Origin of the sequence: Lentzea waywayandensis (assembly GCF_900115955.1) — a bacterium.
GTDB lineage: Bacteria > Actinomycetota > Actinomycetes > Mycobacteriales > Pseudonocardiaceae > Lentzea > Lentzea waywayandensis.
Map to the genome: position 1 here is coordinate 175,690 of NZ_FOYL01000011.1, position 26,648 is coordinate 202,337.

Annotated in this window: 32 protein-coding genes and 1 pseudogene; 14 read left to right on the plus strand and 19 right to left on the minus strand. The window is 70.0% G+C overall.

Annotated elements, in window-relative coordinates:
• Positions 1 to 20: 20 nt before the first annotated feature.
• Positions 21 to 179: pseudogene (locus BM417_RS48140) on the plus strand (VOC family protein); the annotation flags it as partial.
• Here the strand turns inward: BM417_RS48140 and BM417_RS34350 are convergent.
• A complete protein-coding gene (locus BM417_RS34350; protein ID WP_093603130.1) occupies positions 176 to 805 on the minus strand; it encodes a class I SAM-dependent methyltransferase in 630 nt (209 codons plus the stop codon). The pseudogene BM417_RS48140 and the gene BM417_RS34350 overlap by 4 nt on opposite strands.
• Before the next feature lie 67 nt (positions 806 to 872).
• Positions 873 to 1,571, minus strand: coding sequence for an SDR family NAD(P)-dependent oxidoreductase (locus BM417_RS34355; RefSeq protein WP_093603132.1), 699 nt, complete (start codon positions 1,569 to 1,571; stop codon positions 873 to 875).
• A 50-nt stretch (positions 1,572 to 1,621) separates the two neighbouring features.
• Between BM417_RS34355 and BM417_RS34360 the strand changes: the two genes are divergently transcribed.
• A complete protein-coding gene (locus BM417_RS34360) occupies positions 1,622 to 2,209 on the plus strand; it encodes a PadR family transcriptional regulator (RefSeq protein ID WP_093603134.1) in 588 nt (195 codons plus the stop codon).
• Positions 2,206 to 2,529, plus strand: a complete 324-nt coding sequence (locus BM417_RS34365; protein ID WP_093603136.1) for a hypothetical protein — start codon at positions 2,206 to 2,208, stop codon at positions 2,527 to 2,529. Before BM417_RS34360 ends, BM417_RS34365 begins: the two co-directional genes overlap by 4 nt.
• A 12-nt stretch (positions 2,530 to 2,541) precedes the next feature.
• Here BM417_RS34365 and BM417_RS34370 read toward each other — a convergent pair whose 3' ends face one another.
• On the minus strand, positions 2,542 to 2,913 hold the full coding sequence (locus BM417_RS34370; protein ID WP_093603138.1) for a DoxX family protein: 372 nt from the start codon (positions 2,911 to 2,913) through the stop codon (positions 2,542 to 2,544).
• Positions 2,914 to 3,022: 109 nt separating this feature from the next.
• On the opposite strand from BM417_RS34370, the gene BM417_RS34375 reads away from it, so the two are divergent.
• The 3 genes from BM417_RS34375 to BM417_RS34385 all read left to right on the plus strand — a co-directional run bounded on the left by BM417_RS34375 (position 3,023) and on the right by BM417_RS34385 (position 5,151).
• Entirely contained in the window at positions 3,023 to 3,886 is an 864-nt protein-coding gene (locus BM417_RS34375) for a sucrase ferredoxin (protein ID WP_093603140.1), read from the plus strand.
• Positions 3,887 to 3,956: 70 nt separating this feature from the next.
• Positions 3,957 to 4,469: an AAA family ATPase gene (locus tag BM417_RS34380; RefSeq protein ID WP_093603142.1), complete on the plus strand. Its 513-nt coding sequence runs from the start codon at positions 3,957 to 3,959 to the stop codon at positions 4,467 to 4,469.
• A 4-nt stretch (positions 4,470 to 4,473) separates the two neighbouring features.
• Positions 4,474 to 5,151, plus strand: coding sequence for a hypothetical protein (locus tag BM417_RS34385; RefSeq protein ID WP_093603144.1), 678 nt, complete (start codon positions 4,474 to 4,476; stop codon positions 5,149 to 5,151).
• Here BM417_RS34385 and BM417_RS34390 read toward each other — a convergent pair.
• Both BM417_RS34390 and BM417_RS34395 read right to left on the minus strand, forming a co-directional pair.
• Positions 5,105 to 5,719, minus strand: coding sequence for a TetR/AcrR family transcriptional regulator (locus BM417_RS34390; RefSeq protein WP_245822347.1), 615 nt, complete (start codon positions 5,717 to 5,719; stop codon positions 5,105 to 5,107). The genes BM417_RS34385 and BM417_RS34390 overlap by 47 nt on opposite strands.
• On the minus strand, positions 5,706 to 5,912 hold the full coding sequence (locus tag BM417_RS34395) for a hypothetical protein (RefSeq protein ID WP_093603146.1): 207 nt from the start codon (positions 5,910 to 5,912) through the stop codon (positions 5,706 to 5,708). Before BM417_RS34395 ends, BM417_RS34390 begins: the two co-directional genes overlap by 14 nt.
• Positions 5,913 to 5,937: 25 nt before the next feature.
• Between BM417_RS34395 and BM417_RS34400 the strand changes: the two genes are divergently transcribed.
• A complete protein-coding gene (locus tag BM417_RS34400) occupies positions 5,938 to 6,438 on the plus strand; it encodes a CGNR zinc finger domain-containing protein (RefSeq protein ID WP_093603148.1) in 501 nt (166 codons plus the stop codon).
• A 120-nt stretch (positions 6,439 to 6,558) separates the two neighbouring features.
• Positions 6,559 to 7,047 carry a helix-turn-helix domain-containing protein gene (locus tag BM417_RS49440; protein ID WP_407656192.1) on the plus strand — a complete coding sequence of 163 codons (489 nt, stop codon included), beginning with the start codon at positions 6,559 to 6,561 and terminating at the stop codon, positions 7,045 to 7,047.
• Positions 7,048 to 7,070: 23 nt separating this feature from the next.
• Here BM417_RS49440 and BM417_RS34410 read toward each other — a convergent pair whose 3' ends face one another.
• Positions 7,071 to 7,487 (minus strand): hypothetical protein, encoded by a 417-nt coding sequence (locus tag BM417_RS34410; protein WP_245822348.1) that lies wholly within the window; start codon positions 7,485 to 7,487, stop codon positions 7,071 to 7,073.
• Between the two features lie 415 nt (positions 7,488 to 7,902).
• Here BM417_RS34410 and BM417_RS34415 point away from each other — a divergent pair, with 415 nt between their 5' ends.
• Positions 7,903 to 8,295 (plus strand): hypothetical protein, encoded by a 393-nt coding sequence (locus BM417_RS34415; protein ID WP_093603152.1) that lies wholly within the window; start codon positions 7,903 to 7,905, stop codon positions 8,293 to 8,295.
• A gap of 76 nt (positions 8,296 to 8,371) precedes the next feature.
• On the opposite strand, the gene BM417_RS34420 is transcribed toward BM417_RS34415, so the two are convergent.
• The gene (locus BM417_RS34420) at positions 8,372 to 9,235 is read right to left on the minus strand and encodes a pentapeptide repeat-containing protein (protein WP_093603154.1); all 864 of its coding nucleotides are present in this window, start codon (positions 9,233 to 9,235) and stop codon (positions 8,372 to 8,374) included.
• A 107-nt stretch (positions 9,236 to 9,342) separates the two neighbouring features.
• Entirely contained in the window at positions 9,343 to 9,855 is a 513-nt protein-coding gene (locus BM417_RS34425) for a C40 family peptidase (protein WP_143138914.1), read from the minus strand.
• Positions 9,856 to 9,905: 50 nt separating this feature from the next.
• Between BM417_RS34425 and BM417_RS34430 the strand changes: the two genes are divergently transcribed.
• Positions 9,906 to 11,330, plus strand: a complete 1,425-nt coding sequence (locus tag BM417_RS34430; RefSeq protein WP_093603158.1) for an amidase — start codon at positions 9,906 to 9,908, stop codon at positions 11,328 to 11,330.
• A 36-nt stretch (positions 11,331 to 11,366) separates the two neighbouring features.
• Here the strand turns inward: BM417_RS34430 and BM417_RS34435 are convergent, their stop codons facing one another.
• From BM417_RS34435 to BM417_RS34455, 5 genes are all read right to left on the minus strand, one after another.
• Complete coding sequence (locus BM417_RS34435; protein WP_177320747.1) at positions 11,367 to 12,458, minus strand: hypothetical protein; 1,092 nt, start codon at positions 12,456 to 12,458, stop codon at positions 11,367 to 11,369.
• Positions 12,459 to 12,527: 69 nt separating this feature from the next.
• Entirely contained in the window at positions 12,528 to 13,802 is a 1,275-nt protein-coding gene (locus BM417_RS34440) for an RNA polymerase sigma factor (RefSeq protein ID WP_093603162.1), read from the minus strand.
• A gap of 26 nt (positions 13,803 to 13,828) precedes the next feature.
• Positions 13,829 to 14,251: a YciI family protein gene (locus BM417_RS34445; protein ID WP_093603164.1), complete on the minus strand. Its 423-nt coding sequence runs from the start codon at positions 14,249 to 14,251 to the stop codon at positions 13,829 to 13,831.
• 183 nt (positions 14,252 to 14,434) lie between these two features.
• Entirely contained in the window at positions 14,435 to 15,658 is a 1,224-nt protein-coding gene (locus tag BM417_RS34450) for an SPFH domain-containing protein (protein ID WP_093603166.1), read from the minus strand.
• A gap of 26 nt (positions 15,659 to 15,684) precedes the next feature.
• Positions 15,685 to 16,110 carry an NfeD family protein gene (locus BM417_RS34455; RefSeq protein WP_093603168.1) on the minus strand — a complete coding sequence of 142 codons (426 nt, stop codon included), beginning with the start codon at positions 16,108 to 16,110 and terminating at the stop codon, positions 15,685 to 15,687.
• A 149-nt stretch (positions 16,111 to 16,259) separates the two neighbouring features.
• Here BM417_RS34455 and BM417_RS34460 point away from each other — a divergent pair, with 149 nt between their 5' ends.
• Complete coding sequence (locus tag BM417_RS34460) at positions 16,260 to 16,841, plus strand: dihydrofolate reductase family protein (protein ID WP_093603170.1); 582 nt, start codon at positions 16,260 to 16,262, stop codon at positions 16,839 to 16,841.
• Here the strand turns inward: BM417_RS34460 and BM417_RS34465 are convergent.
• The 4 genes from BM417_RS34465 to BM417_RS34480 form a co-directional block, all read right to left on the minus strand.
• Complete coding sequence (locus tag BM417_RS34465; protein ID WP_093603172.1) at positions 16,822 to 17,628, minus strand: DUF3097 domain-containing protein; 807 nt, start codon at positions 17,626 to 17,628, stop codon at positions 16,822 to 16,824. The two genes, BM417_RS34460 and BM417_RS34465, sit on opposite strands and share 20 nt — an antisense overlap.
• A gap of 11 nt (positions 17,629 to 17,639) precedes the next feature.
• Positions 17,640 to 18,341: an aminoglycoside phosphotransferase family protein gene (locus BM417_RS34470; RefSeq protein ID WP_143138915.1), complete on the minus strand. Its 702-nt coding sequence runs from the start codon at positions 18,339 to 18,341 to the stop codon at positions 17,640 to 17,642.
• Between the two features lie 5 nt (positions 18,342 to 18,346).
• The gene (locus BM417_RS34475) at positions 18,347 to 18,775 is read right to left on the minus strand and encodes a hypothetical protein (protein ID WP_143138916.1); all 429 of its coding nucleotides are present in this window, start codon (positions 18,773 to 18,775) and stop codon (positions 18,347 to 18,349) included.
• Positions 18,776 to 18,928: 153 nt separating this feature from the next.
• Positions 18,929 to 19,963 carry a S66 family peptidase gene (locus tag BM417_RS34480; protein ID WP_093603178.1) on the minus strand — a complete coding sequence of 345 codons (1,035 nt, stop codon included), beginning with the start codon at positions 19,961 to 19,963 and terminating at the stop codon, positions 18,929 to 18,931.
• Between the two features lie 80 nt (positions 19,964 to 20,043).
• Here BM417_RS34480 and BM417_RS34485 point away from each other — a divergent pair, with 80 nt between their 5' ends.
• A complete protein-coding gene (locus tag BM417_RS34485; RefSeq protein WP_093603180.1) occupies positions 20,044 to 22,482 on the plus strand; it encodes a P-loop NTPase fold protein in 2,439 nt (812 codons plus the stop codon).
• Here BM417_RS34485 and BM417_RS34490 read toward each other — a convergent pair.
• On the minus strand, positions 22,479 to 23,264 hold the full coding sequence (locus BM417_RS34490) for an SCO1664 family protein (RefSeq protein ID WP_093603182.1): 786 nt from the start codon (positions 23,262 to 23,264) through the stop codon (positions 22,479 to 22,481). The two genes, BM417_RS34485 and BM417_RS34490, sit on opposite strands and share 4 nt — an antisense overlap.
• Before the next feature lies 1 nt (position 23,265).
• The gene (locus tag BM417_RS34495; RefSeq protein ID WP_093603184.1) at positions 23,266 to 23,832 is read right to left on the minus strand and encodes a DUF3090 domain-containing protein; all 567 of its coding nucleotides are present in this window, start codon (positions 23,830 to 23,832) and stop codon (positions 23,266 to 23,268) included.
• 78 nt (positions 23,833 to 23,910) lie between these two features.
• Between BM417_RS34495 and BM417_RS34500 the strand changes: the two genes are divergently transcribed.
• Both BM417_RS34500 and BM417_RS34505 read left to right on the plus strand, forming a co-directional pair.
• Positions 23,911 to 25,803, plus strand: a complete 1,893-nt coding sequence (locus tag BM417_RS34500) for a prolyl oligopeptidase family serine peptidase (protein WP_093603186.1) — start codon at positions 23,911 to 23,913, stop codon at positions 25,801 to 25,803.
• Complete coding sequence (locus BM417_RS34505) at positions 25,800 to 26,648, plus strand: S66 peptidase family protein (RefSeq protein WP_093603188.1); 849 nt, start codon at positions 25,800 to 25,802, stop codon at positions 26,646 to 26,648. Before BM417_RS34500 ends, BM417_RS34505 begins: the two co-directional genes overlap by 4 nt.

Here is a 26,648-nt window from a genome sequence, read left to right on the forward strand (position 1 = left end):
GGCCCGGCCAGGAGCACCCGCGGCAGATGCGCCTCGACGTCATGGTCACCGACCCCGCCGAGTCCGAACCGCACGTGCCGGCACTGGGCGCCGCGCTGCTCGAAGGCGCACCGAAGAGCATCGGGTTCCGCGTCTGCACCGGCCCCGCCGGGCACCCGTTCTGCCTGGTCACCGACTAGGCGCGCCAGACCGTGGCGCTGCGGGTCTCGGTGCTCTCCAGCGTCAACGGCACCGGCACCTCGTAGCGGGCCTGCGCGGTGAACCGGTCGTGTGGCAGGTGCGCGCGGTCCGGGTCCCCGAGCAGCACCAGCGCGCCGCGCGCGGCGGCCCTGGCCAGGAACGGCAGCACCAGCGCGGTGATCTCCGCGTCGTAGAACACGTCACCGGCCAGCACCACGTCGGCGCCGTGGGCGTCGCTGTCGAGCTGGTCACCGCCCAGCGTGCTCACCGTGACGACGTTCGCGACGGCGTTGAGCTCCACGGCCGCCAGCGCCAGGGGGTCGATGTCGTTGGCGGTCACCGAGTCCGCCCCGGCCAGCGCCGCGGCGATCGCGACCAGGCCGGAACCCGAGGCGAGGTCGAACACCTTCTTGTCGCGCACCAGCCCGGAGTTGTCGAGCAGGTGCCGGGCCAGGGCCTGGCCACCCGCCCACGGGAACGCCCAGAACGGCGGCTGGTCGTGGTGGGTGAGCTCCCACAGGTCCATCGCCTCGGCCGCGCTGTGCAGCAGCACCTCGGGCACCAGCGGCACCGGGGCCAGCGTCGTGTTGGCGAGCACGAAGTCGGTGAGCGTGGGCGCGGACATGACGGAGAAGCTTAGGGGCAGCGTGAACACCGCCCGCAGAGGCGAAAGGCCACACCTTCACGGCGGCTCACATGCCGCCGGCCACCCGCAGGATCGTGCCCGTCGTGTACGAGGCCTCGTCCGAGAGCAGCCACGCGATGGCGTTCGCGATCTCCTCGGCCTCGCCGGGGCGGCCCAGCGGGATCCGGGAGGCGACGCGGTCGGGCCGGTCGGGCCGGCCGGAGAGCCGGTGGATGTCCGTGCGGATCGTGCCGGGCTGCACGCAGTTGACCCGGATCCCGCGCGGCGCGAGCTCCTTGCCCAGACCGATCGTGAGCGCGTCGACGGCGGCCTTGGTGGCGGCGTAGTGCACGTACTCCCCCGGACTGCCCAGCGTCGCCGCCCCCGAGGACACGTTCACGATCGAACCGCTGCTCATCCGCCGCGCCGCCTCCCGTGCGACGAAGAACGCGCCGATGACGTTGACGTCGACCACGCGGCGCAGGTCCTCGGTGCGCAGCTCGGCCAGCGGACCGGACGCCGAGGTGATGCCCGCGTTGTTGACCACGCCGGTGACGTCGTCGCCGGCCGCGTCGAACAGGCGCGCCACGTCGTCCTCGTCGGCGGTGTCGGCCCGCACGGCGAGCACGCCGAGTTCCTCCTCCAGCGCCCGTGCCTCGCCGGCGGCCTGGCGGTAGCTGATCACGACCCGGTGCCCGTCGCGCACGAGCTTGCGCGCGGTCGCGGCACCGATACCCCGGCTTCCCCCGGTGATCACCGTTGTCATACCGCCCACCCTAACCCCGTATACTCGGCGCCGGATATACGGGAGCGGATATGACGTTCAAGCGCACGAACCCCCTGGCCCTCGCGGTGCTGGCGCTGCTGTCGGAGCGGCCCATGCACCCCTACGAGATGGCGCAGACCATGCGGGAACGCCACCAGGAGGAGGTCATCAAGCTCAACTACGGCTCGCTCTACACCGTCGTGGAGACGCTGACCCGCCACGAGCTGATCACCGCCTCGGCCGTGCAGAAGGCCGGCAACCGGCCCGAACGCACCGTCTACGCCGTCACCGGCGCGGGCACCGCCGAGCTGCACGACTGGCTGCGCTCACTGATCGCCGAGCCGGCCAGGGAGTACCCGCGCTTCGAGGCCGGGATCTCGATGGTCGGCCTGCTGCCCCCGTCCGACGCGCTGGAGGTCGTGCGGCGACGTGAGGCCGCCGTGACCGAGCAGCTCACCGCACTGGCCGTGCTGCTGGAGAAGCTCGCGGGCATGGGACTGCCGCAGCTCGCGTGGATCGAGCTCGACTACCGGATGGCCATGCTGCGCGCCGAACGCGCCTGGCTGTCCTGGTTCGCCACCGCCACCGGCGAGGGCACCGTCGGCGGGTACGACAGCTGGGAGGACAGACACCGATGAGACTGCTCTTCGAAGTGACCGGCGTGGTGCACGCGCCGTTGGAGGACGTGCGCGCACGGATGTTCGCCGACGTCGGCGAGTCCGGGTCGCATCGGCTCGTGGACCGCGACCAGGGCGTGATCGCCTACTGGGGCGACTGGTGGTACCGCGGCGAGGACTCGCTGCACCCCCATCCGGAGGGCGCGCTGGTGCGGCACCGCGTCTACAACATCGCCAGGCAGGGCAACTGGGCGCCCTACCTGGCGAACAAGCTGTTCCTCGGCTACCGCGCCAGGCTCGAAGCGTCGATGCGCGAGCGAGTGCGGCAGCTCGAGGGCTAAAGCCGGCCAGTATCAGAGTTGGCCGAAGCGCACGACGGCGACGAACACCGCGAGCGCGCACAGCACGAGGTTGACCGGCACCGTGGCGCCTTCGCCGCGCCTGATGTGCGTGATCGCGGCACCCACCTGCACGAGCGCGAGTCCGAGGGCCGCGATCGGGGTGAGGACGGGCGCGATGCCGGTCAGCCAGGGCAGCACCAGCCCGATCGCGCCCGCGATCTCGACCGCGCCGATGCCCTTGACCTGCCCGTCGGTGAAGTCACCGACCCAGGACATGCGCGGCTCGGCCAGCAGGTCCTGTTTGGCCTTGACCAGCTTGGTGAAGCCCGCCAGGAGATAGAGGGCCGCCAGCACTCCCGAGACGATCCACACCGCGAGGTTCATGAACGAAACCTAGACCCCGCTCCGTGGAACAACCACTGATGTTCAAGGTCACACAGTTTAAGTAAGGGTGTCCTTAGTCATCACCCGAACGGCCGTATAGAGTGTGCAGATGAGGTGCTCGATACTCTCCGACTTCGCGGGCGAACCGCTGGCCGGCACGGCCGCGACCGCGACGGCGTGGCTGTGCCTGGAACAGCCGGGCCCCTGGGGCCGCGACGCCCTGCTGGAGAGCCACCTCGACCCCGAACTGGGCGCCGAACTCCAGCGCCGCGCCGCCGGCACGGGCGTGCGCATCCTGCTGATCCGCCGCCCCGGCAGGCACGCCGACACCCACACCCCCGCGACCCGGCGCCTGTACCTGGCCTCGACCAAGCCCGGCGCCTCCTGGCTGGAACAGACCGACCTGACCGCCCCCGAGGAAGCCCTCGAACTCGACTTCGAGGCCCTGGGCGCGGGCCGCTCCACCGCCTTCGGCACCCCGGTGGCCGACCCGTTGCTGCTGATCTGCACGAACAGCAAACGCGACGTCTGCTGCGCCCTGTACGGCCGCCCGATCGCCACCGCGCTGAACCTGTGGGAGTGCACCCACACCGGCGGCCACCGCTTCGCGCCCACCGGCGTGCTGCTGCCCACCGGTCACCTGTACGGACGAATCGACCACCAGCTGGCCCACCGCGTCGTCACCGAGGGCATCGTCGCCGACCGCTGCCGGGGCCGCTCCTGCTTCACCCCGCGGGGTCAGGTGGCCGAGGTCGCCGTCCGCGAGCAGATCGGCGAGACCCGCGACGTGCTCACCGTCGTCGCCGAGACCTCCGGCTCCGCGACCGTGCGGCACGACGACGGCCGGGAGTGGCGGGTCGCGCTGACCGAGCAGCCCGTGCCGCCGCGGCCGGCCAGTTGCGGGAAGTCGCCGGACATCGCGATCGCGCTGGTGGCCACGGCGATCGACGAGCTGGTGAAGGTCTGCCGCTAGGCGGTTTCGCGCTGATCACGCGCCACGGCGGCCGGCGAGCTGGTGCAGGTCTGCCGCTAGCGTTGATCGAGTGCCCCGGCTGATCCACCTCAACGGCCCCACCGGCGTCGGCAAGTCCACGCTCGCCGCCCACCCGAAGACCCTCAACCTCGACGCCGACGAGATCGTCCGGCTCGTCGGCGGCTGGCGCGAGGACTTCCACGGCGCGGTCGGCCTGGTCCGCCCGCTCGCGCTCACCATGGCCGCCACCCACCTCGCCTCGGGCAACGACGTGGTGATGCCGCAGCTGATCATGCGCCACACCGAACGCGACAGGTTCGCCGGCGCGGCCGCCTCCGCGGGCGCGGACTACCTGGAGTTCGTCCTGCTCGCCCCACCCGAGACCGCGATCCGCCGCTACCGCGACCGCGAACACCACATCGACCACGTGGTGGGGGCGCTGGGCGGCGACACCGTCATCCGGCACAGCCACGACCGCGTCACCGCCTACCTCACCCCCGCCACGACGGTCATCGACGCCGCGGGCGAGCCCGGCGAGACCTACGCAAAACTGATCGACGCGCTGGCCGGGCAACTAAATTGATCGAATGAGCACCCTGCGCAGCACGCACCCCGTCGACACCGGCCGAAGACGCGTCCTGGGCCGCGTCACGCTGATCATCGCGCTGGTGAGCGCCGCCCTGCTGACCCTGATGTTCGTGATCGACCTCGGCGGCGCCCAGTACGGGCTGATCTTCGCCGCCTTCCCCTTCCTCATCACCGCACCGGCCTCGGTGGTCCTGCTGCGCAAGGCGCGCAGACCCGAGGTGATCGAGCTGCACGAGGACGGCATCGCGCACGTCCTCGGCGGCGTACGGCGGTCCTGGGCGTGGGACGAGGTGCGGGCGATCGACGTCGCCGAACGCGGCGAGTACTCCTACACCGGCTCCGACGTCGACTGCACCGTCCGGTTCGCCGACGGCACCCTGCTGCACTTCAACGGCCTCACCGAGAACAGCCGCGCGATCATCGGCGCCCTCGGTACCCACTGCCTCGACGCGACCCGTGAGCCGGTGCACAAGAAGCACAAGGCCCGGGCGGCGGCGATTCTGGGGACCATCACGCTGGTGGGTGGCGGGGTCGCCACCTGGGCGGTCCTCACCGTCCCGACGACAGCGGAGGGCGGGGACCAGTTCGGGCTGGCCATGCTCGCCGTGGCGTGCACGGTGCCGGCGGTGATCAGCCTGATTCTGCTGATCTCCGTTCTGGTGACCGGCCGCCGTTAGGCACGGTCGCGGAGAACACGCCGATCCCCAGCGCGTACGGGTCGTTGAGGCCGACGGTCTCGAGGGTCTCGGTCGGCAGGGCGAGCAGGGAGATCGCGACGCCCAGGAAGTAGGCGTCGAGCAGGCCCGTGTCGCGGACCGTGGACGGCAGGCCCGCCGCCTGTTGCAGGGCGGCGCCGGCCTCGGCGTTCGCGAGGACCATGCCCGAGAGCGCCTCCCGCACGCCGGGGCGGCGGACGGCCTCCAGGTAGAGCTCGACCATCGCGAGCATCTGCGTCGGGTCGTCGGCGACCGCGCGGCGCAGCAGGGCCGGGTAGAGCTCGGCGACGTCGGTGGCGGTGATGTCGGCCGGGGTGGTCTCGCGCAGGCGTTGCACGGCGGCGCGGTGCAGTGAGGTCATGCGGGCGGCGCACGCGGTGAGGATGGACTCGCGGGTCGGGAAGTAGTTCTTGGTGGTGCCGATGGGGACGCCGGCCTCGCGGTCGATCGCGCGGTGGGTCAGGCCCCGGCCGCCTTCCACCGCGAGGATCTGGATCGCGGTGTCGCACAGAAGATCACGACGGCTCACGGTCCGGGACACTAGCAAGATCACCACGGCTGTGGTGAATCGGGGCGAACGTGCTGGTCCCGGCGGTCGCGGTGACGACGCCGCGTTCGACGACGAGGAACAGGCCGCAGACGCAGCGGACGTAGGCGACCGCGGCGTGCGAGGACAGGACGGAAGTGCAGGGCCAGTGGCAGGCGGGGCAGGTGGCGATCATGAGCCAAGCCTGATGTCATGGTCTAGTGCATTTCAACCCTTACGGCGGGGCGGCCGCCGAGCTCGCCGCGAAGCTGGTCAACGCCGATCCGGCGGATCGGCTGCTCGACGTGCTGAAAGCCTCCGACTACAAGCCCCTGGGCTCGCTCGACGCGCGGCAGGAACGTGACGTACGAGACTGGGTCGAACGGCTGCGGCAGGTGTTCCGCGAGCCGACCGTGGAGCTGCTCAACGAACTGCTGGCCCGGTCCTCGACCACGCACTACATCTCCACCCACGACGGACGCGCCCCGCACCTGCACTACGCCCGCGAGGACGCGCCGACCGACGTGCGCCTCAAGGCGTACACGGCGGCGGGCATGGCGGCGTTGTTCTGCGAGGACGCGCAGCGCATCGGCTGGTGCGGCCGGGAGGGCTGCGACACGGTGTTCGTCGACACCAGCCGCAACGGCAGGAGGCGGTTCTGCTCGACCAAGTGCGCGAACCGCGTCGCGGTCGCGAACCACAGGAGTCGTCAGTCGGCGTGAGTCGTCAGTTGTCGTGTTTCGGCTGATGCTTGAGACGTTGGCTCCACCTGATGCTTGACACCGCTGGTCAAAGGTTCGATCACCTCGATATCGCCGTGCGAGGTGGAGGGCCTGGGCCTGATGCTGGTGGAGCTCAGTGTGGTCGAACAGCGCTATCACGCGGTGATGGAAGTCCTGGCAGGCGTGCCCGTCACCGAAGTCGCAGGCAGGTACCGGGTCTCGCGGCAATCCGTGCACACCTGGGTCACGCGGTATCGATCTGGAGGTCTCGCGGGCCTGGCGGACCGGTCGCACCGGCCCAAGACCTGCCCGCACCAGGTCGAGAGCGAGATCGAGGCCCTGATCTGCGAGTTCCGGCGCCCCCATCCGTCCTGGGGACCACGGCGGCTCGTGCACGAACTCGAGCACGACGCGCAGCTACTCATCGCTCACGCTTCCGGAAACCACTGTCCGTCGCCATCGTCGATCCGGGTTGTGGTGACGCCGTTTCCGGCGCGGAAGTACCAAATCGGAATCGGTGAGATCAGAAACGTGGAATCGTCAGGACAATCGACCATTTGGACATGGCTCGTACCGAGCTTGCCCGCGGGCCCGCCGGTCAGGTACTGATACTTGTCAGGACCGTTGCCTTGTTATTCGCTTTCGGTGGACTCGCGGTCCTGCGCTGATTCGATGACCAGCGGTGCCGAAGTCTCGGCGGCGGCGATCTGGTTGAACTGGACGATCGTGCGGTCCAGCTGCTTTGCCAGGCCGGGGATCGTGTTGGGCGGGAAGTAGACGTCGGCACCGGCGTTCAGGAGGCGGCGGACCGGACCCTCGTAGACGACCCCGAGCTCCCTGTCCTCGACCTCCGCGATGACCACCCGCGCCTTCGGGAACATCTGCCGGAGGCTTCCGATCAGCTGCGGGCTGAGCGGCGGGATCAGCAGCACTTCGGCGCTCGCGGGGGCCGAGTACATGTCCAGCACGATGTAGTTGGAGCCGAGCTGCGCCGACAGCGTCGATCTCGCGGACGACGACAGCGTCATGGCGGTGGCCACGACGGTCACGTCGTCGTAGGTCCCCGACGGGTTTTCGTCGGAATTCGGAGTTTCGACGCGGAATGTTCCGCTCGCCTCGGAAATCTTCGCGATCGGCACACCGTCCTTGACGACGAAAAGATCCTCACCCGGAGGAAGGGCCTCGATCGCCGCTATGACGGCTTCCGGAAACCGGGTGGAATCGATCCACCGCGGAGTTTGTTCTCCCCACATGACACCCGATTCTTGCAGTACCGGCGCACTGATCGCCGTGCGGCCTCCTTTCCGGGCAGGAGAGGACGTCCGTTCCGCGGGAGAATGGGAGGTCACCGGTCACGGGCGGTTCAGCTGGGCTCCGTCCCGCAGGTACGTGAGGGTGGCGAGCACCCGGCGGTTGCGGTCGTCGCCGGGGGGCGAAGCCCAGCTTGGCGAAGATGTTGCCGACGTGCCTGTTCACGGCGGCCTCGGAGACGACGAGGTTCTCAGCGATGCCGGCCTGATGGCAGCGCTCGACCACGCCGACCGCACCCTGCTCCGGTCGATCCCGAGCCCGCTCACGACCAGGTCCGTCGCCTATCTCCGCAGCGCCCGACCAGCCGGGCCGCCACCCATCCCACCAGCGGCAACACCGGTCACGGTCGAGCGGATCGTCTCCAGCAGCGGCGGCATCATGATCGCCCGCCAACGCGTCCAAGTCGGCCGCAACCACGCCCGCAACGCGCTGGCAGTGACGATCGACGAGACCACCATCCAGGTCCACGACGGACCCCACCTACTGGTCACAGCGCCCCGCACGACCACCCTCGTGATCACGCACAAGCGCGCCCAGCACCACTAGATTGGCTAGGTCCGATGTCAAGGATCACGTGAAGCCGAATCGTCAACCATCACCTGAAGCCCGACAGCGTGAGTCGTCAGTCGGCGTGAATGCGGTGCCCGAACCGGGTCTTGTCGAACGACGACTCGCCCCCGAACGCGGCGTCCACGAAGTCCTCCCTGCCCCGGAACCACGCGCCCGCGAACGACGAGGCACCGGCGAACCAGGCGCGGCGGAACACCGCCCGCCCACCGAACCGCACCCGCGAGCAGTCCAGCTCCGAACCGAACCGCGCGCAGGTGAAGTCCGCACGGCCCGAGAACCGCACCCCGCTGAGCACCGCCGGGCCGGCGACGTGGATGTGCGAGAACTCGCCGTTGCCGCACACCGTCGAGCCGCGCAGGCCCAGGCCGCGGGCGAACACCGACTGCGTGAACAGCACGTGCCGGCCGAAGAACGCGCCGCGCGCCTGGAACGCGCCGAGGAACGTCGACTGGTCGAACCGCGCGTCACCGAGGAACCGGGTGCCGTCGAACCGGGCGTCGCGCAGCCGGCACTGCGACAGGTCGAAGTCGACCAGCGTGGTGTGCCGCAGGTCCACGTCACTGCCCAGCCAGAACCCGGGACCGGGCCGCAGGCGCGCGGCCAGCGAGGCCTGGAGCACCTTGCGCCACCGCTGGTCGGCCTCGGTACCCGGCCACGGCAGCTCCCGCAGCGCCTCGCACAGCACGTCCAGCGCGGGCTGCCGGTTCTGCGGGCTGCTCTCCCCGTGCTCGACCCAGTCCCGCAGCCCGCCCAGGCGCACGTCGGGCTCGGTGGCGAGCAGCCGGGCGCGGATGTCCCGCAGCGGCGTCAGGCTCTCCGGCGCCGGACCCGGCGGCAGCCGACGCCTGCCCCACGTCACCGCCGCGACGGTCAGAACACCGGAGGTCGCTGTGAGCCAGCGCGAGAGAAGGGACATGACTCGATGATGTGACCTGGGTCATCGCCCCGGACAGTGGCGGAGTTCAACCCGCTGTTCAACGCTCAGCCCACCGGCCGTGACAGCCGGTGGGCATCAGGGGCGTCTCAGTCGATCACGTTGAACAGCCGCCGCGGCCAGTAGTTGTCGGTCTGGGAGAGCCCGTAGCGCAGGACGCGGTAGGTCGTGCCGTGGACGCTGCGCTGCTCGTAGGCGTGGTAGGCGGTCCGGTAGGGGTCGGCCCACTTCTCGAAGATGACGACGTGACGGCCGTCGGCGGTGCTGCCGGTGGTGTTGACGATGATGTCGCCCCACCGCAGCTCGGCCAGGGAGATCGGCTTGGAGTGCAGGCGGTCGGCGAGGTCGGTGGTGATCTTGCCGGGCTGGTCGAGCTTCGCGGCCATCGACACGTAGCCGGAGCAGTCCTGGCGGTAGCCCTCGAACCTCGACTGCTGGCTGTAGGGCACCGGGCCGTGATCGGGACCGGCGGTCAGCCACGCCCTGGCCCGGCTGATCAGGTCGGCGCGGGTGACGTCCGGGTAGGCGTGCGCGGGCAACGACGACACCAGGGTCGTGCTCACGGCGACGAGGACCGCGGCGGCCATCGCGAGGACTCTCATGCGTGCTACTCCCATTCCGTAGATCACCTGTGGGCGCTTAGGGTCGGTTCATGGAGCTGACGGAGCTGTGTTTCGCCGGGGCGGCCAGGCAGGCGCACGCCGTGCGCTCCGGCGAGGTGAGCGCGCGTGACCTCATCGCCGAGCACCTGCGGCGCATCGAGCGGATCGATCCGCGGCTCAACGCGTTCCGGCTGGTCTTCGCCGAGCAGGCCCTGGCGGAGGCCGAGAGGGCCGACGAACGCAAGGCAGCGGGTGAGGACCTGCCGCTGCTGGGCGTGCCGATCGCGGTCAAGGAGGACATCGCGCTGCGAGGTCTGCCCACGACCAAGGGCACGAACGCCGCCCGCACCCCGCAGCCGGCCGACTCCGCGATCGTCACGAGGCTGCGCGAGGCCGGGGCGGTGATCATCGGCCGCACCCGCATGCCGGAGCTGGGTCTGTGGCCCTACACCGAGAGCTCCTGGGCGGGGCCGACGCGCAACCCGTGGTCGCTGACGCATTCCCCCGGTGGCTCCAGCGGTGGTTCGGCCGCGGCGGTGGCGGCGGGGCTGGCGGGGGCCGCGATCGGCACCGACGGCGCCGGGTCCATCCGCATCCCCTCCGCGGTGACGGGGTTGTTCGGGCTCAAGCCCCAGCGCGGCCGCGTCTCGCTGTCGCCGGAACCGGAGATGTGGGGTGGTCTCGTCGTGGCGGGGCCGATCACCCGCACGGTGGCGGACTGGGCGTTGGTCGCCGACCAGATCCACGGCGCCATGCCCGGTGACGCGCACGTCGCCCACCCGCCGCGCACGAGCTTCACGCAGGCCGCGCGCACCGATCCGGGCCGGCTGCGGATCGGGGTGTCGCTGCGGCCGTGGGGTCCGGGCATCGGCGTCGCCGACGAGGTCCGCGACGCCGTGCAGGACACCGCCGCGCTGCTCACCGACCTCGGCCACGACGTGGTGCGCCTGGACCCGCCGATGCGTGACGTCACCGCCTCCACCCAGTTCGCCGCCCGCTACCTGCACAACGCCTACCTCGCGCGCACCGGCATGGAGTTCCCCGACCTCGTCGAGGCCCGCACCCGCGCGGTCGGTGAGCTGGGCCGCCGCGTCCCGCGCGCCGCCGTGCGCTGGGCGGCCAAGGACGACGCGACGCTCACGGCGTACGCGAACCGGGTGTTCACCTCGGTGGACGTGCTGCTGACCCCGGCGCTGACCCGGCCGCCGATCCGCGTGGGCGAGTGGGACGGCCGCAACGTCGTCACGGCGCTGCTCGCGGCGTCGCACTACACGACGTTCCTGCCGTTGTGGAACATCGTCGGCAACCCGGCCGCCTCGGTGCCCGCCGGCCGCACGTCGGCGGGCCTGCCGCTCGCGGTGCAGCTCGTGGGCCGCCAGCACGACGAGTGCACGTTGCTGTCGGTGTCCGCCCAGCTGGAGCGTGCCCGGCCGTGGGCGGACCGGATCCCCTCCGGCCTCGATCATGCGAAATAGGATAGTACGAGACCGGACTATCCGAATCGGTATCGGTCAGAATCCGCGCGTGGACAACTCGTCGAGCAGTTCCCGGTCCGCCACATGCCGCGACTTGATGTGGTCCAGGTAGTCGGCGAACGCGTCGGGCTGCAGGCCGCGTAGTTGCTCGAGCCATTCGACGACCAGGTCCTGCTCCTCGATGCCGCGCCGGGCGAGCTCGACCTCGACGACCCGCCGGTAGACCTCGACCGCGAGCCGGCTGCCGTCCTGCACGAGGTGGTGCACCAGCTCCGCGCGCAACGGCGGCCACTCGTCGGTGTGCACGACCAGCGCGCGGATCTTGAGGTAGACGTCGAGGTTCGGGCGGGCGAAGAACGCCTCCTTGCACACCTCCACCGCTCGTTGCGGGGTGCCCCGGCGCAGGTGTTCCTCCACGGCGAGGTCGATCAGCCGCAGTGCCGCGCCTCGCCCGCCCACGGCCCGCAGCCCGCGTTCGACCCATTCCAGGGCATCGCCGGAACGGCCGTTGTCGCGCAGCACGGTCGCGACCTGAAGGTAGTGCCAGCCCGAGGACAGGTCCTTGGACAGCACGAGCAGCTGCAGGTCGACGTCCTCGGTGTACTCGGCGAGCTCTTCCATGACGCGCAGCAACGCCCAGCGGGCGCGGTCGTAGCGGCCGGTCTCACCGAACCCGATCACCGCCAGGGGTTCGAACAACGCCACCGCCCGTTCCCGATAGCGGGCGAGGCCGTCGTCGTCGAGCGCGTCGGCGTAGGCGGCGAGGCTGACGTCCGGCGCGTCGGGGTGCTGCAGCTGCAGGTCGAGCAGCCAGTCGGCCAGGCGCAGCGGGTCGGGCCGCGTCTGGGCGCAGGCAAGCGCGTGGGTGGTCAGGACGCGATGGGCCAGTTCGGCGAGCTCGACGCGGTGCCGTCTGCTGCCGGCGACACCGTCGGCGAGCTGGGTGACGATCCGCTCGATCAACGGGACCAGCTCGGGGCCGGGATCGGTGACCAGCAGCGACTGCAGTTCGACGGACACGGCGGTGAGTGCCTGCCACCGCGCGGGCCAGCCGGTGCCCTCGTCGTCGGCCTCGGAGAGCGCGGAGGCCACGGTGGCGGGCAACGAGTCCATCACAACATCATTCACGCGTCACCCGGTCGAGTGCCACCGATGTCGCCCTAACGGATTTAAGGTTCACCCTGGGTCGCCAAACGCCTACAGCTCGGCCAGCTTCCGGGTCAGCACGGCACGTTCACGCTCGTTTCCGCAGAGACGAATGGCCTGCTCCAGCTCGGTGCGGGCCTCCTCGACCCGCCCGAGTCGACGCAGTAACTCTCCGCGCACGCCCGGTAGCTGGTGCGAGTCCTTGAACGCGTCGGCCAAGGCGAGGGAGTCCACGATCGGCAGGGCGGCGGCGGGTCCCTGGGCCATCGACACGGCGACCGCGCGGTTGAGGTCGACGACCGGGGACGGCGCGAGACTGCCCAGCCCCTCGTACAGGGCGACGATGCGGCCCCAGTTCGTCTCCTCGACCGAGGACGCCAGCGCGTGGCACTCGGCGATCGCGGCCTGAAGCCCGTAGTAGCCGTAGCCGCGACCGGCGTCGGTGGCCTTGGCCAGCGCGGCCCGGCCCCGCGCGATGGCGGAGCGGTCCCAGCGGCGCCGGTCCTGCTCCTCGAGCAGCACGGTCTCGCCGTCGGGACCGCGGCGGGCCGGGAACCGGGCGGCGGTCAGCTCCAGCAGGGCCAGCAGGCTGTGGACCTCGGGCTCCTCGGGCATGAGCCGCGAGAGGATCCGCGCGAGCCGTTGCGCCTCCCCGGCCAGGTCGAAGCGGATGACCTCGTCACCGGAGCTGGCCGAGGAGCCCTCGGTGAAGATCAGGTAGACCACGCTCAGAACTTGGGCCAGGCGCGCGGGACGTTCGTCGACGGGCGGGACCTCGAACGGGACGCCGGCCGCGCCGAGGGTCTTCTTGGCGCGCGTGATGCGGGCCTGCACGGTCGCCGTGGGCACCAGGAACGCCCGCGCGATCTCGTCGCTGGTCAGACCGCCGATCACGCGCAACGTCAGTGCCACCCCGGACTCGCGCGAGAGCACCGGGTGGCACGAGGTGAACATCAGGGCGAGGGTGTCGTCGTCGATCTGGTCCGGGTCCCACAGCACGTCGTCCGGTGCCGGGCCGGGCTCGGCGCCGGTGAGCGCGCCGCCTTCGGGCAGGTGGTGGGCCATCGCGGCGTACTTCTCGTCGCGGGCGCTGCGGCGCCGGAACGCGTCGATCGCGCGCCGCCGTCCGACGGTGAGCAGCCAGCCCGCCGGGTTGTTCGGCACGCCCTCGCGCGGCCAGGTCACCAGCGCTTCGGCCAGTGCCTCCTGCGCGAGGTCCTCGGCCAGCGCGAAGTCGCCGGTGTAGCGGGTGAGCGCACCGATGATCCTCGCGGAGTCGATGCGCCACACCGCGGCCACGGCCTTGCGTCCGGTGGGGTCGCTCATGAGGCCAGATCAAACCAAACGTGCGATCAGAGCTGGCCGGTGGACTCGCGCCACGCCCGTTCCTTCTTGATCCACTCGTTGTCCTGCGGGAACTCGTCGATCGTGGGGACGCGGCGGATCTCGGTCTTGAACCCGGCGGCGGTCATCGGGGTGCGCTTGGCCCACTCGACCGCGTCCGCGATGGTGGGGACGTTGATCAGGTAGAAGCCGTTGAACAGCTCCTTGGTCTCGCCGTACGGGCCGTCGGTGACGACGGGCGGTTCGGAGGAGAAGTCGACGACCACGCCTTCCTCGGCGGGAGCGAGGCCCTCGGCGGCGATCAGCACGCCGGCCTCGATGAGCTCCTCGTTGAACTTGCCGACCGTCTCGAGCATCTGGTCGAAGTCGATCTCGCCGAGGTTGGCCCAGGCCTCGTCGGAGGTCGCTCGCCAGATCAGCATGAACTTCATGATGTGCTCTCCCAGTGGGTTGGTGCGGGTCCGTTGTGGACCCTTTCACGCCAAGGTCGAACGGGCCGGGCGTTCGATCGACACGCTCCCCGGATTTTCTTGAACTTTTCTGTTTGCGCTGGTGAAACGACTGAGCGGCCCACCCCGGTGATCGGGATGGGCCGCTCGGTGTGTCGGTTTCGCTCAGACCTGCTCGTCGGGCTGGTGCAGTGAACGCGGCTGGTCGTTCTCGAAGTCGGACCCGGCCAGTTCCGGCAGCGGCGAGGAACGGGTGACCGGACGCGGCATGCCGCTGAGCGGACCGGGCACCTCCTGACGCGCCACCGCCTCCGCGGCGGCGACGGCCTCGGCGACCTTCGGGTCGGACTTGAGGTCGAACCAGGCGGCGACCGACTCGTCCTCGTCCTCCGGACGCGCCGTCTCACCCTCGTCGGTGGCCGGGGGCTCGTAGCGGAACACGCCGTCGTCACCGGGCGCGCCGAGCATGCGGGCGAACCCTTCGAGTGCCTTGCCGTAGTCGGACGGGATCATCCAGACCTTGTTCGCGTCGCCCTGAGCCATCTGCGGCAACGTCTGCAGGTACTGGTACGCCAGCACCTCCGGCGTGGGCTTGCCCGCCTTGATCGCGGCGAACACCTTCTCGATGGCCTTGGCCTGGCCCTGCGCCTGAAGGTAGCGGGCCGCGCGCTCACCCTGTGCCCGCAGGATCTGCGACTGCCGCTCACCCTCCGCGGACAGGATCGCGGCCTGCTTGCCGCCCTCGGCGGCGAGGATCTGCGACTGCTTCTGGCCCTCGGCCGTCTTGATCGACGACTCCCGCTGGCCCTCGGCGGTGAGGATCATGGCGCGCTTCTCGCGGTCGGCGCGCATCTGCTTCTCCATCGAGTCCTGAATGGACGGAGGAGGGTCGATGGACTTGAGCTCGACGCGGGCCACGCGCAGGCCCCAGCGGCCGGTCGCCTCGTCGAGGACGCCGCGCAGCTGACCGTTGATGTGGTCACGCGAGGTCAGCGTCTCCTCCAGGCTCATGCCACCGACGAGGTTGCGCAGCGTGGTGATGGTGAGCTGCTCGACGCCGACGATGTAGTTGGAGATCTCGTACACCGCGGAGCGCGGTTCGGTGACCTGGAAGTACACGACGGTGTCGATGGACACCGTGAGGTTGTCCTGGGTGATCACCGGCTGCGGGGGGAACGACACGACCTGCTCGCGCAGGTCGATGCGGGCCCGCACCTTGTCGATGAACGGCACGATGATGTTCAGGCCGGGTGCCGCGGTGTTGCGGTAGCGGCCGAGGCGTTCGATGACGGCGGCCTGCGCCTGCGGGATGACCAGCACCGACTTGACGGCGATGGTCAGCACGAAGATCGCGATTACGGCCACGACCACAGCGGTGATCGGGTCCAACTCGGTTCACACCCTCCTGCGGGCGCTCACACCGCGGCTATCACCACGGCGACGGCGCCCGAGATCTCGACAACGGTGACGGCTTCTCCTGCTTCGACCACGGACCCGTCGAGGGTGCGCGCGCTCCAGGTGTCGCCGCCGATCTTCACCTGCCCGCCGTGCTCGTCCACCTTCGACAACGCGATGGCCCTGCCGCCCAGCAGCGCCTCGTGGTGCATCCTGATCCCCGAGCCGAGCTGCAGCCGCTTCTTGAGCAGCGGCCGGGCCCCGACGATCAGGCCCACCGACGAGGCCGCGAAGACGAGCACGCTCACCAGGTCGGCGGCACCCAGTGCGGACACGCCTGCCGCGGCCAGCGCGGCGGCGCCGAGCATGACCAGCACGAAGTCACCGGAGAGAACCTCGGCGACGACGAGCAGTATCCCGACGATCAGCCAGATCAGCGCGGCCATGAGCCCATACATACACCAACGGGGAGCGCCCGGCTCCAAGATTCACCGTGCTGGGCCCCGGACCGTGACGAAATCGATCATCCGGCGGTGTCGAAACCGCGTCCGGCCGTTCGTGCAGGAGGTGACTTCGACTTCCCCAGGGGGCAGTGATGCGTTCGATCTCAGCGACGATGTTCGTGACTCTCGACGGTGTGGTGCAGGGTTTCGGCCGCCCGGACGAGGACACCCGCGGCGGTTTCGGCCACGGCGGGTGGGGTGCGCGCTACAACGACGAGGTGCTGGCCGCCGAGATGGGCAAGGGCATGGCGGCGTCCGGGGCGATGCTGTTCGGGCGCCGCACGTGGCAGGATTTCATCGGCGTGTGGGCGTCGGCGACGGACGGCAACCCGTTCACCGCGCACATGAACGCGGCCCGCAAGTACGTGGTGTCGTCCGGTCTTGCCGATGCGGACGCGTGGGAGAACTCGGTGCTGCTGCGGTCGCTCGACGACGTCGCGGCGCTCGACGCTGACCTGTCGATCATCGGCAGCGCGGCGCTGGTGCGGTCGTTGCACGCGGCCGGTTTGATCGACCGGTACACGCTGGTGATCCACCCGGTGACGCTGGGCGGCGGCGCGCGGCTGTTCGACGGGCCGGCGCCGTTGACGGAGTTCGAGCTGACCGGCAGCGTCGCGACTCCGAAGGGCGTGATCGTCGCGCACTACACGCGGGTCAGTCCTGGGCGACGGTGACGAAGTCGATGAGCCGTTCGACGGCGCCGAGCAGGTCGGACTCGATGTCGCGGTAGCTGCTCACGGAGTTCAGGACCCGCTGCCAGCCTTCCCAGGTCTCGCCCCAGCCCAGCTGTGCGCAGACACCGGTCTTCCAGTCGACGCCGCGCGGGATCTGCGGCCAGGCCTTGATCTTGACGGCCGCCGGTTTCACGGCCTGCCAGATGTCGACGTAGGGGTGGCCGGTGACCAGCACGTTGTCGTCGCGGATCTGGTCGACGACGCGTTGTTCCTTGGAGTTCGCGACGAGGTGGTCGACCAGGACGCCGAGGCGGCGGTGGGGCGCGGTGCCGAACTCGGCGATGCGTTGCGGGAGTTCATCGACGCCGTGCAGGGGTTCCACGACGATGCCTTCGACGCGCAGGTCGTGGCCCCAGACGCGTTCGACGAGCTCGGCGTCGTGCTTGCCCTCGACCCAGATGCGGCTGGCCTTGGCGGTCTGCGCGCGCAGACCTTCGACCTTGACCGAGCCGGACGCGGTGATCTTCGGCTTCTGCGGTTGCGGCATGGGTTTGACGAGGGTGACGGGCTTGCCGTCGACGAGGAAGCCCGCGGGGTGCAGCGGGAACAGCCGGTGCCGGCCGTGGCGGTCCTCCAGGACGACCTGGCCGTACTCGAACTTCACGACGGCTCCGCAGAAGCCGCTGGCGGGGTCCTCGACGACGAGGCCGGGTTCGGCCGCGATCTCGGGGACCTTCTTGCGCTTCGGGGTCGACAGGATGTCGCGGCCGTAGTCGTGGGAACGCACGGGCTCAGACCCTAGCCGTAGAAGGGTTTGAAAGCGGTGAGCCACTCGTGGACGCGGTCGAGGTCGACGTCGGCGCCGTGCAGGTCGTAGCCGCCGTGCACGAAGTCCATCCAGTCGACGGCCGGGTCGCCGACGCAGGCACGCGGGTCGATCGCGACCGGGCCGTGGGGGCCTTGCAGGACGTTGCCGGGGTGCATGTCGCCGTGCAGCAGCACGGGTTTGACGTTGTCCTCGGCGAGTTTGCGGGCGCGGTGGTGCTCGGTGGCGTAGTAGGTGCCGGTGCGGCGGGTGAGCAGGGTTTCGAAGAGGAAGTCGACGCGGGCTTTGAGCGGCGGGAAGCCTGTCGTGCTTGCCTCGTGCAGGTGCGGGACGACCTTGGCCGGGTCGGTCGCCGCGGTGCCGGGCCGGATCGCCTGGAGCAGGAGCGCGCCGCGGGCGAGGTCGGCGTCGAGCAGGTCGACCATGGCGGGCGTGTCGGACCAGGCGGCGAGTGCTCTGGCCTCGTGCGCGGCGATGTCGTGCTCCGGGGTGAGCTTGAGGACCGCGTTGGTGCACAGGAACGTCGTGCCGGTGCCGCCGGGCATGTGGTGCACGAGGGTGAGGCCCCAGCGGGCGGTGAGCGTGGCGACCAGGTCGGGCAGCGCGTCGACCCACCCGGTCACGCCGGTGCCGAAACGTCGGATTAGCCGGGTTCTGGCGGCTTCATCGATCACTCAACTCAGATTAGCGAGTTCGCTCCCGATTGGCGGCGGAACTGGTAGTCGGCCAGCGCCGGGCGCCACAACCCGTTGGCGTCGAAGCACGTCGAGAGCAACCGCAGATCGGCGCCGTCCCCGGCGATGGCGACCTTGCCGTCGACGACCCACCGGTTGACAGGCAGCAGCGGCACGGGCCATCCGGCCACGACGAGCCGGTCGCACACCAGCCGTTGCAGCCGTCCGCCGTCGTTGTCGACGATGACCGCGGGCGTGTCCAGGTCGAGGTCGCGGACCGTGGCGTGCGGGTAGCGCCGGACCCCGACGTCGGCCAGCGTCGCGGCGCCGGGTCCGATCAGGTGAACGGGCCCGAACCGCCGTGCGAGGCACGCGGCCGCCCACGCGCCGAGTTCGGCGGCGCCCACCACGACGATCCGTTCGAAATAGGTCATGTCACCCGAGTCCCGCATTCACAATTCGAATGTTCACGCAGGTCAGAACGCCTTCAGAAGATAGGGGCACGATCATCCGCGCGTCAAACCCCCGCGCTATCTCAATTGGGACATGTCAATGGGCAAGGAATAGATGGCGGATGACCACCACCGTCAGTAGGTGACGGTGATCGTGCGGTCCGGCCCGTTGACCTCGATCGTGCCGCCCACCGGGATGATGACCTGCGGGTCGGTGTGCCCGAGGTCGACGTCGAACACGATCATCGTGTCGGGCGCGTACTGCGCGAAGGCCTTGAGGACCGCCTCCCGCTGCTGCGCGGTGTGGGTGGCGCGGTCGGTGTCCTGATCGGTGAAGAACCAGGCCTTGGCCCGCCCTACCAAGACGGCAGCGAATCGCCGCAGCAGGCCGCGTTCACCCATGTTGCGCAGGATCCGGTAGACCTCGGTCGCGGACGGCATCTCCTCACTGGTTTCGAAGAACAGCACGGTGCCGTCGTAGTGCTCGGGGGCGTTGATCTCGCGGCCGGCCATCATCAGCCACGACAGGATCTCCAGGTTCCCGCCCCACGACCGGCCTTTGACCGTCGTGTGCGGCTGGTGCCAGATCCAGCCGCCGCTGGGTTCGAGCTCCGGTTCCGTGTCGAACGTCGCGGGGTCTTCCCAGGGGCTGTCCTTGTCGCCGTAGGCGGTGGACTCCGTGAGCCGGTACTCCCCCGGCGTGAACAGCGCGGCTTTGAGCGAGTCGGCGGTGGCCGGGTGCATGGCGCCGGGCCGGCCGAACTGGACCATGACGCTGCCGCCGTAGAAGCCGACCAGGCCGCGGTTCGTGAGCCACGTCAGCAGGTTGGTGTTGTCGCTGTGGCCGAAGAACGGCTTGGGGTTGGCCTTGATCAGGTCTTCGTCCAGGTGCGGCAGGACGGTGATCTGGTCGTCGCCGCCGATCGTGGCGATGACCGCCTTGATGGACGGGTCGGCGAACGCGGCGTGCAGGTCGGCGGCACGTTCCTGTGGGGTGGAGCCGAGCTTGCGGGTCGCGGGGTACTCGACCGGGACCAGGCCGAACTCCGTCTTCAGGCGGTGCAGGCCCAGTTCGTGGGGCAGGGGGAACAGGCCCGGCAGGCCCGCGGCCGGGGAGACGATCGCCACTCGGTCGCCGGGCTGGGGCTTGGGCGGGTTGATCAACGACATGGTGGCTGAGCGTAGTAACGCGTGGGGGCGGGGGTGCGACCTTTACCGGTGCCTGGCGCCGATCACCGTGGAGATCACACATGACGCACGCCCGTGGCGACCGTATCGAGGTCGTGCTGCTGACGTCGTCGGAAGCCGCCTACGACGAGTTGCTCGGGTTCCTCTCCGAGACGCGGCGGATCACCGACCCCGACGGTGCTCGCTTCGAGACGGGCATGGTCTTCGGTACCGACGTCCGAGTCGTGATCGGCCTCAGTGGTCTGGGAAAACAGAGGTTCAAGGAACTCGTCACGCGTGCGCGCTCCCTGTTCCGGCCGACGGCGGTGCTCTTCGTGGCCTCCGCCGCGTCGGTGGAGGGGCCTGTGGACGGGGTGGTCGTTGCCCTGAGCGTCTACGACGGGGATCGCCACGTCTTCGTGTCCCCGCTCCTTGTGCGGGCGCATGAACTGGCCCGAACCTCGTGGTGGGAACAGCTGCCTGGCAATCCTCTGTCCCAGCGACCGACCGAGCTCTACTTCGGGGAGACGTTCAGCGACTACGCCGGCCCACGGCCGACGTCAGCGGACTCGTCAGACCCTGCACGCCCGGTCGTCAGTGATCGCGGCGAGGCCGCCGCGCTCATTCTGGCCGAGCCGCAGGGTGTGGTGATCTACGGCATCGGCGGCGCGGAGGTCTCCGCTGTCCGGTTCGCGATGACCTTGGCCGTCAGCCTTGACCGCTCAGAGGTTGTGGTGCGGCAGCTCAAGACGATGGGGCACGGTGACCGAGTCGCTCGCACCGACCTTCTGGCTCGGCGGGCGTTCGTCGAGTCGCTGGCCGAGCTTCTGGCGCACTCGGCTCCGCCTGACGATGACCAGGACCTGGCCGGGCCGACGGTGATCGCCATCGAAGGCGCCTGGGGCTCCGGCAAGAGCACACTCATGACCATGACCCGCGGACAGCTCGATTCCGCGGGACTGATCAAAGCCCAGCAGAATGCATGGAAGAGGTTCGTGGGGCGGTGGCGGCAGCGCAAGGTGCGCGCGTGGGACGCCGATTTCACGTTGAGCGGCTGGTTCACGCAGTCGAAGCGCGAGGACGTCGCCGCTCCTCGGGTGCTGACGGCCATGTTCAACCCGTGGAGCTATCAGACCGGGGAACACGTCTGGGCCGGGTTGAACGACTGCATCGTCAGCACGGGCGCGCCGGTGATCGCGACCAACTCGAGTTCGTCGTTGCAGCGGTTCTGGTTCGCGCACAACGTGGAGCAACTGGACCGCAGCCATGTTCAGCGGACGCTGCGCAAGCGGATCGTCTCGCCGCTGTTGCGGCTGGGTGTGTTCGCGTTGCCGGTGCCGTTGCTGGCTCAGCTGGTGCGCGCTCCGGATCCGTTTCGGGTGTTCGGGTTCGACGTGGCGCCGGTGGATCTGGCGCTGTGGGTCGTCGGACTGTTGCTGGGCATCGGTCTGCTGCACTCCGCGACGCGCTATGTGTGCCGTGCGGCCGACACGTTGTTGCCGGCGGAGTTGTTCGGGCCGTCGGGGGCGATGGGTTCCTACTCGACGTCGGTCGGAACGGACGATCCGTTGCGCGATCCGCAGCGGCGTGCCCGCAAGGGCCAGTTGCACAGTGCGCAGGAGGACGTGCACCGGCTGATCCGTGAACTCGGTGAGCAAGGCACGCAGCTGGTGGTGTTCATCGACGACCTGGACCGGTGCTCGCCCAGGACGACCGCCGACGTGTTCGAGGCGATCAACGGGTTCCTGAGCGGGTCGTTCCCGACGATCCGGTTCGTGCTGGGCATCGACGCGGCGGCGACGGCGGCTCACCTGGACGCCGCCTACTCGGCGCTGGTGGTGGCGGACGCCGGGCGGGACTCGGCTGATCCCAGTCCGGGGTGGACGTTCCTGCGCAAGCTCATCCAGCTGCCGTTGCCGTTGCCGCGGGTGGCGCAGACGCAGGTGGAGCCTCTGCTCACGGGGCTGCTCGGTACGCCGGGTGAGCAGCCGGTCATCTTGCCGGAGGAGCTGGAACGGCTGGAGCCGTTCGTGCCCGCCCAGGCTGAGGCCGAGGTCGCCGAGAAGGTCGAGGTCGTTCCCACGGCACCGGCGGTCCTGGTGCTGGAGCACGACGAGCAGGTGAAGGAACGGTTCGCGGAACGGCTTCGGGCCCAGCCGGATCTGTCGGTGCGGGAGGCGAAGCGGATCGTCACCGTGTGGATGTTCTACGTCCGCGTCCTGGACCGGATCAGCCCGGAGGAGGGACCGGCCGCGGTGCGCAGGGCGTGCCATCTGGTGTTGCTGGCGGAGATCGTCGCGCGCTGGCCTGCCTCGCAGCGGTCATTGCACCGGCGGATCGAGGGCGTGCACGGGCTCAGAGCACTGGCCGAGGCCGTGGACGACAACGTGCGGTGGGAGATCGAGGTCCAGAAGTACGAGCTGACCGGCGACAGGCACAAGTCATTTCGTAAGGGTGTGCAGAAGATCCTCGAAGACTACGACGGCGCGGAGATCGCGACGCTGGCCGAGCAGCTGACCTAGAACGCGGGCCAGGGGATGGCGGGCCAGTCGCCGGACGGTTCGGGGTAGACGCCGGCGGCGAGGAGCTTGTCGACGCGCTCCCCCACGGCGCGGACCTCGGCGCGGGTCAGGTGGTCGTGCAGTGTCTCGCCCAGCGTGCCGTCCAGTTCGGATCTCAGGCGGCGCAACGTGTCCAGGACGTGGTCCGGGAGGGGTTCGCGGGCCCAGCCCCACAGGACGGTGCGGAGTTTGGGTTCGGTGTGCAGGCAGATGCCGTGGTCCACGCCGTAGACGGCGCCGTCGTGGGCGTGCAGGACGTGGCCGCCTTTGCGGTCGGCGTTGTTGACGACCACGTCGAAGGCGGCCATCTCGGCGATGCGCGGGTGGTCGGCGTGGACCAGCACCGCCGGGTCGCCGAAGCGGTCGTGGGCGTGGAAGACGGGGATCCAGCCGGGTTTGACGTCGTCGACGCTGATGATGTCGACGAGTTCGTCTTCCTCGCGGGTCTCGATCCAGAGCTGGACCATGCCGCTGCCGAACGGGCCTGGGCGCAGCACGGTGGGCGGTACGACGCCGAAGGACGCGGCGGAGATGAGGTAGGTGGCCACCTCGCGGCCGGCGAGTGTGCCGTCGGGGAAGTCCCAGAGCGGCCGTTCGCCTCGCACGGGTTTGTAGACGCATTGGGCGTCGACGCCGTCCAACGAGATCTTGCAGAACAAGGTGGCGTTGGAGGCGTCGACGAGGCGTCCTTCTACCTCGATGCGGCCGTGTTCGAGCAACCGCAGGGCCGCGGAGGTGTCCACGTCAGTCTTCTTCGGTGCGGCGGTACCCGTTTTGCCGCGGGCAGATGTGGCCGTCCGCGTCGAGCGGTTCGGCGCACAGGGGGCAGGGTTTGCGGCCGGCGTTGATGACGCGGTCGGCGCGTTCGGCGAAGGCGCGGGCGGCGGACGGTGACAGGAAGACCCGCACGGCGTCGGGGCCTTCCTCGGTGTCGTCGAGCACGACGGCCTCGTCGACCTCCTCCTCGGAGATCGCGAGGAGCTCGATGACGACCGCCTTGGACTCGGCGTCCCAGCCGAGGCCCATGGTGCCGACCCGGAACTCCTCCTCGACGGGCACGTCGAGGGGCTGGGTGTCGAGGTCGTCGGGCGGCGCTTCGTCGGGGACGTCGGCGCCGAAGCGGCGGTGCACCTCCTCGAGCAACGAGCCGATGCGTTCGGCGAGGACCTGGACCTGCTGCTTTTCCAGGGCGACGCTGATCAACCTGCTCTGCTCTGAGGCCTGCAGGTAGAAGGTGCGGTCGCCGGGCTGCCCGACGGTTCCTGCGATGAAACGGTCGGGTGCGCGGAATACGTGAATGACACGAGCCATGGCAGATACGACCCTAGGCCACGCGGAGATCGTCGGCAGGTCCTCCCCCACCAAACACTCCGCGTATAGGGTCGGGCTGTGGTGAAGATCGCTTCGTACGGGACCTGGACCTCGCCGATCACGGCCGGCGACACCTCCAAACCGGGGGGTGGGTTCCAGTGGGCCGACCTGCACGGTGAGCAGGTGTGGTGGGCGGAGAGCCGAGCGGCTCAGGGCGGCAGAGTGGCGTTGGTGCGGGACGGCGTCGAGGTGCTGCCCGCGCCGTGGAACGCCCGCAACCGGGTGCACGAGTACGGCGGCCGGCCGTTCGTGGTGCTCGAGCAGGACAGGGTGGCGTTCACGCACTGGAACGACCAGCGCGTGTACGTGTTCAACCCCGACGCTCCCGAGCCCACGCCGTTGACGCCCGCGCCGGAACGGCATCACGGGGTGCGGTACTCCGATCTGTCTGCGGGCCCGGACGGCGAGGTGTGGTGCGTGCGGGAGACCGTCACGGGCGAGGCGCGCACCGACGTGCGCCGCGACCTGGTGGCGATCACCCGCTCAGGTGAGATCCGGGTTCTCGGTGCCTCGCACCACTTCATGACCGGCCCGAAGATCAGCCCCGACGGCACCAGGTTCGCGTGGATCGGCTGGGACCACCCGCAGATGCCGTGGGACGGCACCGAACTGTGCGTCGCCGAGGTCGGCTCCTCCGAGCACCAGGTCGTGGCGGGCTCGCGGACCGAGGCGGTGTGCCAGTTCGAGTGGGAGGGCGACTCCCTGCTGGCGCTGACCGACCCGGACGGCTGGTGGAACCTGTTCCGCGTCTCCCCCGACGGCACGCGCAAGAACCTGGCGCCGTGCGAGGAGGAGCTGGGCGGTCCAATGTGGAGGCTGGGCAACCGCTGGTTCGCGACGCTGTCGCCGGGCCGGTACCTGGTGGTGCGGTCGGGGCAGCTGGCGGTGCTCGACGAGCGTTCCGCGACGGTCACGGACGTGCAGACCGATCTGCCGACGTGGGTGCCGGACCTGTCGGTGCGCGACGGTGTGGTGATCTGCGCGGCGGCCGGGCCGACGTCGGACTTCGCCGTGGTGCGCCTGGATCTGTCCAACGGCGAGCTCACCTATCTGACGGGCGCGGAGACTGTGCCGTCCTCGGAGTCGGCGTATCTGCCGGTGCCAGTGGAGCGGATGTTCGGCGAGATCCCCGCGTACGTGTACGCGCCGTCGAACCCGGACTTCGCGGGGCCTGAGGGTGAACTGCCGCCGTACGTGGTGCACGTGCACGGCGGGCCCACGGGGCGTGCGTTGCCGAAGCTCGACACGGACATCGCGTACTTCACCAGCCGTGGCATCGGTGTGGTGGCGGTGAACTACGGCGGTTCCACCGGCTACGGGCGGGCGTTCCGGGAACGGCTGCGGGAGCAGTGGGGTGTCGTGGACGTGGAGGACTGCGCGTTCGTGGCCCAGCAGCTCGCGAAGGAGGGCACGGCGGACCCGCAGCGTCTCGGGATCCGGGGTGGTTCGGCGGGCGGCTGGACGTCGGCGGCGTCGCTGACCTCCACCGACGTCTACCGGTGCGGCATGGTGGCGTTCCCGATCCTGGACCTGGCGGGGTGGACGTCGGAGGGCGGCGAGACGCACGACTTCGAGTCGCGCTACGTCGAGGGCCTGGTCGGCACGCTGCCGGAGGCCGCGGACCGCTATCGGGACCGCTCACCGTCGACGAAGGCCCGGTCGGTGTCGGGGCCGGTGCTGTTGTTGCAGGGCCTGGAGGACGAGATCTGCCCGCCGGAGCAGGCGGACCGGTTCGCCGCGGATCTGGCCGGGTCGGGGATCCCGCACGCGTACATCACGTTCGAGGGTGAGCAGCACGGCTTCCGGATGGCGCAGAACATCAAGACGGCGCTGGAGGCGGAGCTGTCGTTCTACGGACAGGCGTTCGGGTTCGTCCCGCCCGGTGTGCCGGTGCTGGAACTGTCCGAGTGAGTCTGCTGTCCGCCGGGGATCGGGTCGCGCTGGTGTCACCGGCCGGCCCGGCCCTGGCTTCGAAGATCGACGCGGGCGCCGCGGTGCTGCGGTCGTGGGGCCTGCAGGTCACGACGCCGGTCGTGCAGCCGTGGACGTTGCCGTATCTGGCCGGGTCGGACGAGGCGCGGGCAGCCGAGTTCGTGGCGGCATGGCGGTCGGACGTGGCGGCGGTGTTCTGCGTGCGCGGCGGGTACGGGTGTCTGCGCATGACCGACCTCGTGCCGTGGAAGGACTTGCCTGCTCGGGTGTTCGTGGGCTCGTCGGACGTGACGGTGCTGCACGCCGAGCTGAACGCGGTCGGTCAGCCGACGGTGTTCGGGCCGATGCCGGGCACCGCTGATTTCGTCGGCGATCCGCTGGCCCAGCAACGGCTGCGTGAGCTGCTCTTCGAGGGCACGCGGTCGTGGACGACGGGAACGCCCGTGGTGCCGGGTACGGCACGGGGGGTGCTCACGGGCGGCAACGCGGCGTTGCTGGCGGCGTCGGTGGGCGGGCCCCGCTGGGAGCCGCCTGCCGCGGGGGCGATCGCGTTGCTGGAGGACATCGGCGAGGAGGCGTATCGGCTGGACCGGATCCTGACGCAGCTGCTGCGGGCGGGCTGGTTCGAGCCGGTGTCGGGGATCGTGCTGGGGTCGTGGACGGACTGCGGTGACGTGTCGGCGGTGCTGGCCGATCGCCTGTCGGGGCTGGGTGTGCCGATCTTGGGTGACGCCGGGTTCGGGCACTGCGCGGGGTCGTGGTCGTTGCCGCTGGGTGTGCGGGCGGAGCTGGACGCGGGCGCGGGGACGTTGACGCTGGTGTGA